Origin of the sequence: Citrobacter sp. KTE30 (genome assembly GCF_000398825.1) — a bacterium.
Classification (GTDB): Bacteria; Pseudomonadota; Gammaproteobacteria; order Enterobacterales; family Enterobacteriaceae; genus Citrobacter; species Citrobacter freundii.
Genome location: NZ_KB976055.1, coordinates 2510871 through 2524933, shown reverse-complemented (window position 1 = coordinate 2524933; position 14063 = coordinate 2510871). Strand labels below are relative to the sequence as shown.

Annotated in this window: 13 protein-coding genes; 6 read left to right on the top strand and 7 right to left on the bottom strand. The window is 51.5% G+C overall.

From position 1 onward, the window contains the following. Positions 1–6: 6 nt before the first annotated feature. Complete coding sequence (gene pphA, locus WC1_RS11110) at positions 7–648, top strand: protein-serine/threonine phosphatase (RefSeq protein WP_016150398.1); 642 nt, start codon at positions 7–9, stop codon at positions 646–648. Here the strand turns inward: pphA and WC1_RS11115 are convergent, their stop codons facing one another. The 5 genes from WC1_RS11115 to yebS form a co-directional block, all read right to left on the bottom strand. Beyond that, on the bottom strand, positions 649–840 hold the full coding sequence (locus WC1_RS11115; protein ID WP_003034941.1) for a YdfD/YebW family protein: 192 nt from the start codon (positions 838–840) through the stop codon (positions 649–651). 102 nt (positions 841–942) lie between these two features. Then, entirely contained in the window at positions 943–1179 is a 237-nt protein-coding gene (locus WC1_RS11120; RefSeq protein ID WP_029139506.1) for a YebV family protein, read from the bottom strand. Positions 1180–1279: 100 nt separating this feature from the next. After that, the gene (gene rsmF, locus WC1_RS11125) at positions 1280–2701 is read right to left on the bottom strand and encodes a 16S rRNA (cytosine(1407)-C(5))-methyltransferase RsmF (protein ID WP_016150397.1); all 1422 of its coding nucleotides are present in this window, start codon (positions 2699–2701) and stop codon (positions 1280–1282) included. 79 nt (positions 2702–2780) lie between these two features. Further along, complete coding sequence (locus WC1_RS11130; protein WP_016150396.1) at positions 2781–5414, bottom strand: PqiB family protein; 2634 nt, start codon at positions 5412–5414, stop codon at positions 2781–2783. After that, positions 5383–6666 carry a membrane integrity lipid transport subunit YebS gene (gene yebS / locus WC1_RS11135; RefSeq protein WP_016150395.1) on the bottom strand — a complete coding sequence of 428 codons (1284 nt, stop codon included), beginning with the start codon at positions 6664–6666 and terminating at the stop codon, positions 5383–5385. The genes WC1_RS11130 and yebS overlap by 32 nt, the downstream gene beginning before the upstream one ends. 128 nt (positions 6667–6794) lie before the next feature. On the opposite strand from yebS, the gene WC1_RS11140 reads away from it, so the two are divergent. The 4 genes from WC1_RS11140 (at position 6795) to htpX (ending at position 11217) form a co-directional block, all read left to right on the top strand. Next, a complete protein-coding gene (locus WC1_RS11140; RefSeq protein ID WP_003034953.1) occupies positions 6795–7292 on the top strand; it encodes a GAF domain-containing protein in 498 nt (165 codons plus the stop codon). A gap of 96 nt (positions 7293–7388) precedes the next feature. Next, on the top strand, positions 7389–8075 hold the full coding sequence (gene proQ / locus WC1_RS11145; RefSeq protein ID WP_003034957.1) for an RNA chaperone ProQ: 687 nt from the start codon (positions 7389–7391) through the stop codon (positions 8073–8075). Between the two features lie 19 nt (positions 8076–8094). Continuing rightward, on the top strand, positions 8095–10143 hold the full coding sequence (gene prc, locus WC1_RS11150; protein WP_016150394.1) for a carboxy terminal-processing peptidase: 2049 nt from the start codon (positions 8095–8097) through the stop codon (positions 10141–10143). Positions 10144–10335: 192 nt separating this feature from the next. Continuing rightward, positions 10336–11217 carry a protease HtpX gene (htpX, locus tag WC1_RS11155; protein ID WP_003034964.1) on the top strand — a complete coding sequence of 294 codons (882 nt, stop codon included), beginning with the start codon at positions 10336–10338 and terminating at the stop codon, positions 11215–11217. Between the two features lie 46 nt (positions 11218–11263). Here the strand turns inward: htpX and WC1_RS11160 are convergent, their stop codons facing one another. Next, a complete protein-coding gene (locus WC1_RS11160; RefSeq protein WP_016150393.1) occupies positions 11264–12637 on the bottom strand; it encodes an MFS transporter in 1374 nt (457 codons plus the stop codon). 174 nt (positions 12638–12811) lie between these two features. Between WC1_RS11160 and kdgR the strand changes: the two genes are divergently transcribed. Then, a complete protein-coding gene (kdgR, locus tag WC1_RS11165) occupies positions 12812–13603 on the top strand; it encodes a DNA-binding transcriptional regulator KdgR (RefSeq protein ID WP_003833778.1) in 792 nt (263 codons plus the stop codon). Positions 13604–13717: 114 nt separating this feature from the next. Here the strand turns inward: kdgR and WC1_RS11170 are convergent, their stop codons facing one another. After that, positions 13718–13957, bottom strand: a complete 240-nt coding sequence (locus WC1_RS11170) for a YobH family protein (protein ID WP_003841988.1) — start codon at positions 13955–13957, stop codon at positions 13718–13720. Positions 13958–14063 lie beyond the last annotated feature (106 nt).

Sequence of the window (14063 nt, the reverse complement as noted above, 5' to 3'; positions counted from 1 at the left end):
GGCGACATGGGACGACCTGACAATATCTATCAACGAATCGACGGTACACAGTGGCGTCACGTCTGGGTGGTTGGGGATATCCACGGCTGCTTCTCGATGCTGATGGCTAAACTGCGCCAGTACCGTTTTGATCCCTGGCAGGATCTGCTGGTTTCAGTGGGGGATGTTATTGACCGTGGACCAGACAGTTTGCGTTGTCTGAAATTATTGCGTAAACGCTGGATTGTCGCGGTCAGGGGGAATCATGAACAGATGGCGCTGGACGCGCTGGCGACGGGGGATCAATTCATGTGGTTAATGAATGGTGGCTCGTGGTTTGCGCAGGCGGAGCAACCGGCAGCGAAATTCGCTCTTGAAGAGTGTTGGCAATTACCCTGGATTCTGGAGCTGCACTGTCAAAACGGCATACACGTTATTGCTCATGCCGATTACCCGGATGATGATTATCAGTGGCTAAAAAAGATCGATTTACAGCGTGTGCTGTGGGATCGTTCGAGGCTAATGAACAACGGTTGTGGGATTCGCGGCGCGGATCACTTTTGGTTTGGCCACACGCCGTTGCGCCATCGGCTGGATCGCGAGAATCTGCATTATATTGATACCGGTGCTGTATTTGGCGGCGAGTTAACGCTGGTACAACTGCAATAATCAAAAATCGCTGTATTCCTGGGCCGGGTGCCAGAAACTATCGATGTAGTCATCCGCGGGTAAACACCCTCCGTTACGAATACGTTGATCGTCCATCGATATCAGGCACTGCTGCTCAGTTTTGTAGACATCAACCACGATATCTTCACAACCGCCATCCAGGTAGCACACAAAAAGAACCAGCGTGAACATTCCATCCTCAAATGGTAAAGCCATAGCTGTAGTGTAGAAGATGTTGATAGATGAGGGAAATTAACCAAGAAATAACCCGTCTGGCGACGGGTTCTTTTTGAATCAGGCAAGGCGCATGATCCAGGCATCTGACTTACGATCGTAGTGTTCGCGAAATAGTACTGAATGTTCTCCGTTCAACAGGGCTGGGACACTGGTATCGGCATCCCAGGCATCCAGTTGCATACATAAATCCGGGTCGGATTTACACGGAATGGTTAACGTTCGGTCCCCCGGCGATTCGCCATGTAACTCGGCGTCGTCGATTTCAAAAGCGCCAATGCGCACACTGGTTTTCATCATCGTGCTCTCCGTTAATTTGCTAATTGTGGTACGACCAGTTAGGTCGTCCATTTTTCAGCGTAGTCAACGTTAGCAAAAGCGCCAGTAAAAACGTGCGTTATCCCGTAAAGAGTTTGCCATCCCGGACAAGATCGCGTGGGTAGCTATTCTTCAGTCGCGATCCAATACGTTTTGCCAGACCGATAGGCTGATGCTGGAATGTAACCAGTACGTCGTCACTCGTCGGTGCGGTTTGTGGGTAGACATCCCGACCGCGGTACCACTCTTCAGCTTCGGCAAGCGTCAGTTCAAACGCATGGCTGTGATTTGGGTTGGCGAGCGCGATGACGGCTTCATGCTGCCAGCGGTAGCCTTTATTGTGCGTTTCAGCTAATTTGACGCCGAGTCGGGAAAAGCGGACTTTGCCGATCAGTGACTCAATTTCTGTTGGGAACAGCCAAATCTCTTTATCGCGCTGCCACAGGCGTAAATTATCTTCCCACTGCAGTCCACAAGCGCTCGCGGCTTGCGCGATAAGCGCGGACTCGCGTCCTTTCAGCGGGCTAAACGGGAAGTTACCGACTTTATATGTCGGCGCAGGTAGTGGAGGGATGGCGGCTGTTTTGCGCAAACGCGCAACGAAGAAACCTTCGCAATCGTAAATTTGCGGAAACACATGCAGGAATCCTTCCGGCGTCAGAGCGCGTTCGGCCTGTGGAAATAAATCGCCGAGTGGTAAAAACTCGACGGCGTCCGGGTAGGTTTCAATCAACCACTGCATGACGTTTTCATTTTCTTCACGGTTAAGTGTACAGGTGGAGTAAACCAACGTGCCGCCGGGGCGCAGAGCGTGAAAGGCGCTGTCGAGCAGTTCGCGCTGAGTCGCGGCAATTTCCAGATTACTTACTGGCGACCAGTTTTTTAGCGCATCGGGGTCTTTACGCACTACGCCTTCCCCGGAACACGGGGCGTCGAGCAATATGGCATCAAATGATTCCGGCAACGCAGCGCCAAAAACCCGGCCGTCAAAATGGGTCAGGGCGACGTTGGCTATCCCGCAACGGCTGATATTGGCATGCAGAACTTTGACGCGACTGGCAGAAAATTCATTCGCCAGAATGGCGCCTCGATTATTCATTTTTGCGGCAATTTGCGTGGTTTTGGAGCCAGGGGCTGCCGCGACATCCATTACGCGTTCCGGGGTATTGCCTTCGGCAAACAGCGCAGCGACTGGCAGCATTGAGCTGGCTTCCTGAATATAAAACAGGCCGCTTAAATGTTCTGCTGTGCTACCGAGCGGCACTGACTCTTCTTCATCGCGTTCGATCCAGAAACCTTCAGCACACCAGGGAACCGGAGTGAGAGACCAGTTGTAAGGTGCTGTCAGTGTGAGGAAATCGGCAACGGAGATTTTCAGCGTATTGACGCGAATGCTGCGGCGCAACGGGCGCTGACAGGCAGCGAGAAAATCATCGAATGAGAGCGTGGAAGGCATTGCTTCACGCATTTGGGTCAGAAAGGCATCGGGAAAATAAGCCACTTGGTACCACCGGCAAAAAAACAGGTGCGCAGTGTAGCATAAGTGCTCCGGCGCGAGTACGCCGGAGCAAGTGGAGAGATTATCGTGGCAGGGCGGTTCCCCATTCACGCCACTCTTTCGGTTCGCTTTCGAGCAACAGGAAGTGTTTACCTGCCTGCGCTTTAGGAGCCAGCGGTGTGCCTGGTGGAGTCGCGAAGGCGATGCCGCCGCGGATGAACTGATTGAAGGTACCGGTCTTCACGACACCGCCGGTCAGGCCGAAGTCAAGATTGTAGCCGGATGCCAGCCAGAACACGGAGTTGTTGCGCACCAGATGCTGATAGCGCTGGCTAATGCGCATGGCAACCATCACACGATCGGAAAGCGAGCCCAGCGTCAGCCCGGTGACGGTCCCCACTTCAATACCTCTGAACAAAACCGGGGTTCCGATATTCAGCGAACCTGCTTCCGGTGCTTCCACCACAATACTCAGACCATCGAGGTAACGAGAGTCGGTAATGGTGGCTTCCTGCAGCTCAAAATCACGTCGCGGATTACCGCGTCCGGGTTCAACGTTGATGTACGGCTGCAGGATTGTATCCAGATGCTCCACGCCAGCTGCCGAAATTTGCGGGGTGATCACGGAGAAACGGGTACCGCTTCGCGCGAAGGTCTGCACGTATTCCGGGTACAGAACTGCTTTTGCCTGCACTTCGTTACGGGCGGTGATCAGCTCAAGCGTCTGAATCTGGCCGATATCGATTCCCAGGTAGCGAATCGGCATGCCAGCAGCGAGTTTACCGGCATCGAACGCATGCAGCGTTATCTGGCCGCCTACCGCACGCGCGGCGGTTTCCGAAGCATACAGAATGCGCTTGTCGCCTTTGCGTTGGCTGGCGCTGGCACCGCTTAAATTATCGAAGCTAATTGCCCCTTTGAGCGCGCGCGAAAGGGGAGATGCCTGTACGGTTAATCCGCTGCCGTTAAGCTGAACTTTTGCTCCGCCTTCGGCCCAGAACACGCTGTTGCTGGTCAACAGGTTGCGATATTCCGGTTTAATATGCAGATCGATATCAAACGCATCGGCGCGAGGACGAACGCTGATCACTTCACCGACCTCGAATTTGCGGTATAGAACCACCGAGCCGGCCTGCACATCAGGCAGCGTTTCGGCGCTCAGGCTGACCGTGGTGGTTGGCAGATCGCTCAGGCTGTTTTCAATCGCTTTTTCCAGGTTGGCATAAAGCGGGTAGCTTTTTTTCATTTCCCCCTTCGTACCGGGCAAAATACGAATGCCGCCGCTGAGCCACTCGCTGGCGCTGGCGCCAAGGAACTCCACGCCATCAAGTCCGACTTTGACGTCCACGCGGCTGTTGACCACGAACTTACTGTCACCTTGCACCAGGTCACGATGCTGCGGTTCGATGGCAACGGTAAATGAAACGCCTTTGCTGGAAAGCGTGCGCTCAATCACCTGACCGACCTGTACGCCGTGGAGAATCAGCGGCTGGCCAGCATCAATACCGTAACTTTCCGGTGCGGTGAGCGTAAATGTCATGACCCCTGGATCGTGTAACAACGACTTCTCTGCGGGGATAACCACAAACTGGCTACGCGGCTCGCCTTCGCCGGGGACCAGTTCAAACGTTTTACCCGTCAGCAGTGAGCTGAGATTGGCATCGTTTAACGATAATTTAGGGCTGTGTAATTCAATCCGCGTGTTGTCGCGCAGCAGCGTTACGACGCTGGGATCGACGGTCATTTCGCCGGTGACTTTACCGCCTGGATTTAAATCCAGTTTGGTCAGTTGACCGACTTCCAATCCTTGATACATCAGCGAGGTTGAGCCAGCTTTGAGTCCGTCCCCGCTGGGTAAGTCAAGCTTGACGATCACCCCGCGCTGGCTGTGCGCGAGATCCTGATATAAACCAAACGTGTCGTCGGCTGCGGCGGGTTTTGAGTCTTCAGGCGAATCAAAAGCAATGGCGCCATTGACCAGCGCGGCCAGACTCTCCAGTTTGATCTTCGCGCCGCTGAGGCTGACATCCGCATTCACACCGGAGACGTTCCAGAAGCGGCTGCCTTTTTTCACCAGATTGGTAAACCGACGTTCAATCAGCACGTCGATAGTTACGCCCTGATTGTTGGGGTTGATAGTGTAGTCATACACCCGGCCCACCGGAATCTTACGGAAATAAACCAGCGAACCGCTATTGAGCGAACCGAGGTCAGGCGCCCGCAGATGCAGCATCAAATCGCCATTATCCAGACGGTATTTGGGCTGCGTGTCGAGGGCAACGAAATGATCTTCTTCCTCGCCGGTTCCGGGCATCATGCCGATATAGTTACCACCAACCAACGCATCCAGACCCGAAACTCCGGCCAGCGACGCTTTCGGCGTGACCAGCCAGAACTGGGTATCTTTGCGCAGTGCATCTTTCATGCTCGATTTGATGCTGACGCGGACTTCAATTTTACGCAGATCTTTGCTGAGGTTGATATCCTGCACCGTGCCCACTTCAACGCCCTGATAACGAACGGGCGTGCGTCCTGGTACAATGCCGTCCGCGGACATGAAGTCAATGGTTACGGTATTGCCGCGATCTTCATAGCTTCCCCAGATAAGCCATCCTGCGATCATCAGTGCAATGAACGGCAGCAGCCAGAACGGAGAGATACGGCGTTTTGTTTTAATCTGCGCTTCAGTCTGCGAAGCGGGCGTTTCCTGACTCATGTGCATCCCAAAGTAAGCGGCTGTCCAGCCATTCCACAGCAAGAATAGTCAATATTACCGCCGCGCCGAAATAAAACGCAGCCGGTCCCATAGTAAAAGCAAGTATCTGATCGCGATTAATCAGCGACATGGTTAAAGCGATAACAAAGAGATCCAGCATCGACCAGCGGCCAATCCAGGTCACCATACGCAGCAGTTTTATGCGGGTACGCAATCCTTGCTCGCAGTTAAAATGGATGCTGATGAGCAACGTAAACATCACAATCACTTTGGTGAATGGCACCAGAATACTGGCGATAAAAACGATCGCCGCCACGCCGACGTTGCTGTTTGCCAAAGACATTATGCCTGACAGGATAGTGTCTTCCTGCCTACCACCGTTGACATAAATTACCGAGATGGGCAGCAGATTAGCAGGCAAAAGCAGGACAATCGAGGCCAGTAGCGCCGCCCAACACTTTTGGATACTTTGATTCCTGCGCCAGCGCAGCGGGATATGGCAACGAGGGCAGCGACCCCGAGCGTCCGGATAACCTGTAAAGTGACAACCGAGGCAGACGCGGAGCTTTTCATCAGGGCGACGGGCTGGTCTTTGCGGGTAAAATCGGTCCCAAAGCTGCTCTACGTTGAGGTGCGACAGCGTCAAAATACTGAGGATCACCAGCGCAATAAAAGCAAACAGTCCCACACCGGGTTGCAAAAAAGCATAGTCCTGAACTTTGATTGACGCGACGCCAATGCCCACAAGATAGATATCGAGCATCACCCACTCTTTGAGCCTTTCCAGCATCAGCAGCACCGGGCGCAGGTTCATCCCAAGAATATTGCCAAACCACAGATAAGCAATTGAGGTCACGAGAATTAGCGGCGCGCCAGCGACGCAAAAAAGCACGAAAGAAGCAGTGAGGGGGTCACCTTGTCGGGTCATTTGCCAGATGCCTTGCATAACATTGGCATCAATGCGCACGCCTAATAAATAGATGTGCAGGAGTGGCTCTCCCCAGGCAAAGGGCATCAGCAGCAACATGGTGAAAGCCATTGCCGCCAGTCGCGTTAATGACCAGTCGCGTCCGTCGCGAATTTTTGCCTGGCAGCGTGGGCAAAAGGCACTTTGGTGCGAACGCATTTTAGGCAAGCTAAATATCAGGTCACATTCAGGGCAGCGATGATAATGTGCACGAGGTAGTGCCTCACCGATGGACCTGATGACTATTTTTTTAGTTGGCGTGATGCGTGGTGTCGTTAAGGCCATGTATCGCGAATCAAATTGTTGAAGTAATGTTATCTTAACTCATGACGGGAATGATCTTGAGCATTAACGCATTTAATGTTTATTTTAGTAGGCTGCAGTTTTAAGTAAGACAACTAAGTGATTACATAATGAACAAAATAGAGCTATACACGGATCTGAACCGTGATTTTCAGGCATTGATGGCAGGTGAAACCAGTTTTCTGGCAACGCTGGCGAATACCAGCGCATTGTTGTACGAGCGTCTTGCAGAAGTGAACTGGGCCGGTTTTTACCTGCTTGAGGACGATACGCTGGTGCTTGGTCCCTTCCAGGGCAAAATTGCCTGCGTGCGGATCCCGGTAGGGCGTGGTGTGTGCGGTACAGCAGTGGCGCAGAACCAGGTTCAGCGTATTGAGGACGTACATGCTTTTGATGGGCACATTGCTTGTGATGCCGCCAGCAACGCTGAAATCGTCCTGCCTATCACCGTCGAAAATCAGATAATCGGCGTGCTGGATATCGATAGCACGGCGTTTGGCCGCTTTACTGAGGAAGATGAACAAGGTCTGCGTACACTGGTGGCACAGCTTGAAACCGTGCTTGCAACGACGGATTACAAAAAATTCTTTGCGCACGTCGCAGGATAATCAACGGATAACGTAGCAATTACTGATGACGTCATTATAATGTCGCCTGTTCATGCCTGCGCTTGTTGGCTACGTCCGTTGTAATCAGGAAATTTCATGGAAAATCAACCTAAGTTGAATAGCAGTAAAGAAGTCATCGCGTTTCTGGCCGAACGCTTCCCGCAGTGTTTTAGTGCGGAAGGCGAAGCGCGCCCACTGAAAATTGGCATTTTTCAGGATCTGGTAGAGCGTGTTGAGGGCGAAATGAACCTCAGCAAGACTCAGCTCCGTTCAGCCTTACGTCTCTATACTTCAAGCTGGCGCTATCTGTACGGCGTTAAATTGGGTGCAACGCGTGTTGATCTCGACGGCAACCCTTGTGGTGAGCTGGATGAACAACATGTTGAACATGCGCGCAAACAGCTGGAAGAAGCTAAAGCCCGTGTTCAGGCGCAACGCGCAGAGCAACAGGCGAAAAAACGCGAAGCGGCAGCTGCTGCCGGTGAAAAAGAAGGCGCACCGCGTCGCGAGCGTAAGCCGCGTCCTGCACCGCGTCGTAAAGAAGGTGCAGAGCGTAAACCTCGCGCTGAAAAACCAGCAGCAAAAGCACCGCGTGCTCCTCGCGAAGAACAGCATACCCCGGTATCTGATATTTCAGTACTGACGGTAGGGCAGTCTCTGAAGGTGAAAGCAGGAAATAATGCGATGGATGCCACCGTATTAGAAATCACCAAAGATGGCGTCCGTGTACAGCTGAATTCGGGTATGTCTTTGATTGTACGCGCAGAACACCTGGTGTTCTGAAACGGAGGCCAGGCCTGGCATGAACACTTTTTTTAGGCTTACTGCGTTAGCTGGTCTGCTTGCATTAGCAGGCCAGGCACTTGCTGTGGAAGACATCACGCGTGCCGATCAAATCCCCGTTTTAAAGGAAGAAACCCAGCATGCGACGGTAAGCGAACGTGTGACGTCGCGTTTTACGCGATCACACTATCGCCAGTTCGATCTGGATCAGGCGTTTTCGGCAAAAATTTTTGACCGCTATTTGAATTTGCTCGACTACAGCCACAATGTGCTGTTGGCGAGCGATATCGAACAGTATGCAAAAAAGAAAACGGTCCTCGGCGATGAACTACGCACCGGCAAGCTGGATGTCTTTTACGATCTCTATAATCTGGCGCAAAAACGCCGATTTGAACGTTATCAGTACGCATTAAGCGTACTGGCACGTCCAATGGATTTTACCGGTAACGACACGTTTAACCTCGACCGAAGCAAAGCGCCGTGGCCGAAGAGCGAAGCAGAGCTTAATGCGCTGTGGGACGGTAAGGTTAAATTTGACGAACTCAGCCTGAAGCTGACGGGTAAAACCGATGCGGAAATTCGCGAAACGCTGACGCGCCGCTATAAATTTGCGATTCGCCGTCTGGCGCAGACCAACAGCGAAGATGTGTTCTCACTGGCGATGACAGCGTTCGCCCGTGAAATCGACCCGCATACTAACTATCTCTCTCCGCGCAATACCGAGCAGTTCAATACGGAAATGAGCTTGTCTTTGGAAGGTATTGGCGCGGTTCTGCAAATGGATGATGACTACACCGTCATTAACTCCATGGTGGCAGGTGGCCCGGCAGCCAAGAGCAAGTCGATCAGCGTTGGCGATCGTATTGTCGGCGTCGGGCAGACGGGCAAGGGCATGGTCGATGTGATTGGCTGGCGTCTGGATGACGTCGTGGCACTGATCAAAGGACCTAAAGGCAGCAAGGTACGCCTTGAAATTCTGCCTGCCGGTAAAGGCACCAAGACGCGCACCGTGACGCTAACGCGTGAACGTATTCGTCTCGAAGACCGCGCCGTGAAAATGTCCGTGAAAACCGTTGGTAAAGAAAAAGTTGGCGTACTGGATATTCCTGGCTTCTATGTAGGTCTGACTGATGATGTCAAAGTCCAACTGCAGAAACTGGAAAAACAAAATGTCAGCAGTATTATCATCGATCTGCGTACCAACGGTGGTGGTGCACTGACTGAAGCGGTTTCGCTTTCCGGTCTGTTCATTCCTTCCGGCCCGGTGGTTCAGGTTCGTGATAATAACGGTAAAGTGCGTGAAGACAGCGATACCGACGGCGTTGTGTACTACAAAGGCCCGCTGGTGGTATTGGTCGATCGCTTCAGTGCCTCAGCATCAGAGATTTTCGCGGCGGCAATGCAGGATTATGGCCGAGCGTTGATCGTTGGTGAACCGACCTTTGGGAAAGGCACCGTCCAGCAGTATCGCTCCCTGAACCGTATTTACGATCAGATGCTACGACCGGAATGGCCTGCGCTGGGCTCTGTTCAGTATACGATACAGAAATTCTACCGCGTAAACGGTGGCAGCACGCAGCGTAAGGGCGTTACGCCGGATATCATCATGCCGACAGGTAATGAAGAAACTGAAACCGGCGAGAAGTTTGAAGATAACGCACTGCCGTGGGACAGCATTGATGCTGCGATCTACACTAAGTCAGATAATCTGACGCCGTTCGGACCTGAATTGCTGAAAGAGCACAATGCACGTATTGCCAAAGATCCTGAATTCCAGTACATCATGAAGGACATTGCGCGTTTCAATGCGATGAAGGATAAGCGCAACATCGCTTCTCTGAATTACGCTCAGCGTGAAAAAGAGAATAACGAAGATGACGCAATGCGTCTGGCGCGTATCAACGATCGGTTTAAACGTGAAGGCAAACCGCCATTGAAGAAACTGGACGATCTGCCGAAGGATTACCAGGAGCCGGATCCGTACCTGGATGAAACGGTAAAAATCGCGCTCGACCTGGCGCATCTTGAGAAAGAGAAGCCAGCGGAACAGCCCGCAACCAGTCAATAACCTCGAACAGGCACAAGAAATTGTGCCTGTTTTTTTAACAAGTGCATGAAGACGTCAGCCTGATACGATAAAATGTAAAGTTGTGTCTTTCTGGTGACTTAGCACCTATGGATGCTTGAAAATAGTCATAAGACCCATACGATATGGGTAATCGCATAGTGCGTTTTGTTAAATTGAGGTTAAAAGAAAATTATGATGCGAATCGCGCTCTTCCTGCTGACGAACCTGGCTGTGATGGTCGTTTTCGGGCTGGTATTGAGCCTGACAGGGATCCAGTCAAGCAGCGTTCAAGGCTTGTTGATCATGGCACTGCTGTTTGGTTTTGGTGGTTCCTTCATTTCGCTGCTGATGTCCAAATGGATGGCGTTAAAGTCCGTTGGCGGGGAAGTGATCGAACAGCCTCGCAATGAAAGAGAACGCTGGCTGATGAATACAGTTGCGAATCAGGCCCGCCAGGCCGGGATCGCTATGCCACAGGTTGCAATCTACCACGCGCCAGATATAAACGCGTTTGCGACCGGTGCCCGCCGGGATGCCTCGCTGGTGGCTGTAAGTACTGGCCTGTTGCAAAACATGAGCCCGGATGAAGCCGAAGCGGTTATCGCGCATGAGATCAGCCACATTGCCAATGGCGATATGGTGACCATGACGCTCATTCAGGGGGTAGTAAACACCTTCGTTATCTTTATCTCACGTATTCTGGCGCAAATTGCCGCTGGCTTTATGGGCGGAAACCGTGATGAGGGTGAGGGTAGCAACGGTAACCCGTTGATCTACTTTGCGGTGGCAACGGTGCTGGAACTGGTGTTTGGTATTCTGGCGAGCATCATTACCATGTGGTTCTCACGTCATCGTGAATTCCATGCGGATGCCGGTTCTGCAAAACTGGTGGGTCGTGAAAAAATGATCGCCGCGCTGCAGCGCCTGAAAACCAGCTATGAGCCGCAGGAAGCGACCAGTATGATGGCGTTCTGCATCAATGGTAAATCCAAATCGTTGAGTGAGCTGTTTATGACTCACCCCCCGTTGGACAAACGTATTGAAGCGCTGCGCAGCGGTGAGTACCTGAAATAATCTGCAGCAGACAACAACAAAAAGCGCGTCGACAGACGCGCTTTTTTTATGACTGAACCCGCGGTTGTGTAATACGTAAGCCACTTACGATTGCGGCCAGCGAAGCCAGAATACCCGCTGTTATCAGCGAGACGTGCGTTCCACTGTCACCAAACTGATTTAGCATCAGCGCAACCAGTGCGGCCCCGGTACTCTGACCCAGTAAGCGCGCCGTTCCGAGCATACCGCTCGCGCCTCCGCTACGATCTCGCGGCGCGGAGGTGATGATAGTGTGGTTGTTCGGTGACTGGAACAAGCCAAAACCTGCACCACACAAAATCATTGGCCAGATGATATTAAAATCGGAAGGTGATGTGGGCAGTAACACCAGCGAAAACAGCCCACACGCCATTACTGCCATGCCCAGCGCGCCAAGCAGACCTGCATGAACACGTTCAATCAAATATCCCGCAAGTGGGGCCATCACCATGGTTGCCAGCGGCCACGGCGTCAGCAGCAGGCCCGTTTCAACTTCGCTGCGTCCGAGAACCGTTTGCATAAAAAAGGGCAGTGAAACCATCGCCAGCATTTGTGCGCTGAATGAACAGATTGAGGTGCAAATAGAGAGTGAAAACAGCGGAATGCGTAGTAGATCAACCGGTAATAACGGTACTGGCAATGCGAGCTGGCGGCGGATAAAGAAAAAACCTACCACGAGAAGCCCCACAAGTTCAGCACCAATCAGTTTTAGTGACTGTCCCTGTGCAAATCCGCTGAGTGCCGTGATCAACAAACCGAATGTTAAGGCGTTCATTATTGCGCTGGGCAGATCAAAGCGCGGTTTATTGCTACGTGATGAATTGGGTGGCAAAAAACGCATAGCCAGCAGCAGGGCGATGATCCCCAATGGAACGTTAATCAGAAATAGCCATTTCCACGAGGCAATAGAAAGAATTGCCGCCGCAATAGTCGGACCCGCTGCCGAGGATACAGCCACGATAAAGGAGTTAATACCCATCCCGCGGCCAAGCTGGCGCTGAGGATAAATGAGTCGGATCAATGCCGTATTAACGCTCATCAGCGCCGCGCCGCCAAACCCCTGAGCCATGCGCGCTAACGTCAGCATATGCAGCGAGTCTGACAAGGCACAAAACAGAGATGCCAACAGAAACACGACCAGACCACACTTATAAATGCGTCGGTAGCCAAACATATCACCTAAAAAAGAGAGCGATAACAGCGAAACAACGATCGCAATTTGGTAGGCGTTCACAATCCAGATTGAGCTGGCGGGTGAGGCCTGAAGATCGGTGGCGATAGTGGGGAGGGCAACGTTTGCTATTGCGCCGTCGAGTACTGCCATAGAGATGCCAATAACAATGGTTAAAATTGCGCCATATCGCTGGGGCAATGGCAGACCATCGGTCTGAGTTTTTTCCATAGGAAGTCAATACTGTTGGAATTTATGATGAGAATAATAATTTTAGCATTGATATTCAGGCGTTAGGTCGCAGATTTGTAACTAAGTAAGCAAAGAGCGATTGCGAGGGCTGATACGTGAAATTATAATAAAAACCGGTTCTGATTTTTATAAAACACTCGAAAGGGGTGATAAATGGCAATCGCAGATCTGGATAAACAACCCGATTCTGTATCTTCCGTGCTGAAGGTTTTTGGCATTCTGCAGGCGCTGGGTGAAGAGCGCGAAATTGGTATTACCGAGTTGTCGCAACGCGTCATGATGTCAAAAAGCACCGTTTATCGCTTTTTGCAGACCATGAAAACGCTGGGTTATGTGGCACAAGAAGGGGAGTCGGAGAAATACTCACTGACCCTGAAACTATTCGAGCTGGGTGCTCGCGCGTTACAAAACGTCGATCTTATCCGTAGCGCTGATATTCAGATGCGCGAACTTTCGCGCCTGACCAAAGAGACAGTGCACCTTGGTGCACTGGATGAAGACAGCATTGTCTACATCCATAAAATCGACTCTATGTACAATCTGCGCATGTATTCTCGCGTAGGTCGCCGTAATCCGCTGTACAGCACGGCTATCGGTAAAGTTCTGCTGGCATGGCGTGACCGCGATGAAGTGAAGCAGATTCTGGATGGTATTGAGTACAAGCGCAGCACCGACCGTACTATTACCAATACTGATGAGCTGCTGGTATTGCTGGATAAAGTACGCGAGCAGGGCTACGGTGAAGATAACGAAGAACAGGAAGAAGGTCTGCGCTGCATCGGTGTACCTGTGTTTGACCGTTTCGGTGTAGTGATTGCAGGCTTGAGTATTTCATTCCCGACACTGCGTTTCTCAGAAGAACGTTTGCACGAGTATGTGGCGATGCTGCATACGGCTGCGCGTAAAATTTCAGAACAAATGGGTTATAACGACTATCCGTTCTAATCTGATGTAATAGCGTCAACGTAAAAACCCCAGGTATTTATGTATCTGGGGTTTTTTATGAACAGTCATAATGTTAGTTGGTGCAAATAACGTTGCGGATGTATTGCTGCTATATTAACCGTTATCAATAATGACCGTGCTTTTTCTTAACAAGGGGCAATCCGACAGGCCAATGATACCGCTGTCTGTGTGGACGTATTGCGCGGTGCTGGTTCCGCGTGCGGTCAGATATTGGCATTGCAAGCCCAGGCCCGCTGCATTCTCCTTACTTCCAATCAAAATTCCGTAGCCGCTCAGTAATAAACCGATCCAAACCAGAGCTAACAACACAATAGCGCGGATTATCAGACGCATTACAACCTCTTATCTTTTCTCGTTATTATTAGATTAGCCTGTACATGGGATGAAACAAGTGAATCATTCCTAAAAAGATTGAATGCCGATACAGTTAACGCTGGGT

Bases quoted from the DNA above. Each gene is read 5' to 3' on its own strand.
- pphA (WP_016150398.1), top strand. From the start codon at position 7: ATGGGACGACCTGACAATATCTATCAACGAATCGACGGTACACAGTGG.
- WC1_RS11115 (WP_003034941.1), bottom strand. From the start codon at position 840: ATGTTCACGCTGGTTCTTTTTGTGTGCTACCTGGATGGCGGTTGTGAA.
- WC1_RS11120 (WP_029139506.1), bottom strand. From the start codon at position 1,179: ATGAAAACCAGTGTGCGCATTGGCGCTTTTGAAATCGACGACGCCGAG.
- WC1_RS11130 (WP_016150396.1), bottom strand. From the start codon at position 5,414: ATGAGTCAGGAAACGCCCGCTTCGCAGACTGAAGCGCAGATTAAAACA.
- yebS (WP_016150395.1), bottom strand. From the start codon at position 6,666: ATGGCCTTAACGACACCACGCATCACGCCAACTAAAAAAATAGTCATC.
- WC1_RS11140 (WP_003034953.1), top strand. From the start codon at position 6,795: ATGAACAAAATAGAGCTATACACGGATCTGAACCGTGATTTTCAGGCA.
- proQ (WP_003034957.1), top strand. From the start codon at position 7,389: ATGGAAAATCAACCTAAGTTGAATAGCAGTAAAGAAGTCATCGCGTTT.
- prc (WP_016150394.1), top strand. From the start codon at position 8,095: ATGAACACTTTTTTTAGGCTTACTGCGTTAGCTGGTCTGCTTGCATTA.
- htpX (WP_003034964.1), top strand. From the start codon at position 10,336: ATGATGCGAATCGCGCTCTTCCTGCTGACGAACCTGGCTGTGATGGTC.
- WC1_RS11160 (WP_016150393.1), bottom strand. From the start codon at position 12,637: ATGGAAAAAACTCAGACCGATGGTCTGCCATTGCCCCAGCGATATGGC.
- kdgR (WP_003833778.1), top strand. From the start codon at position 12,812: ATGGCAATCGCAGATCTGGATAAACAACCCGATTCTGTATCTTCCGTG.
- WC1_RS11170 (WP_003841988.1), bottom strand. From the start codon at position 13,957: ATGCGTCTGATAATCCGCGCTATTGTGTTGTTAGCTCTGGTTTGGATC.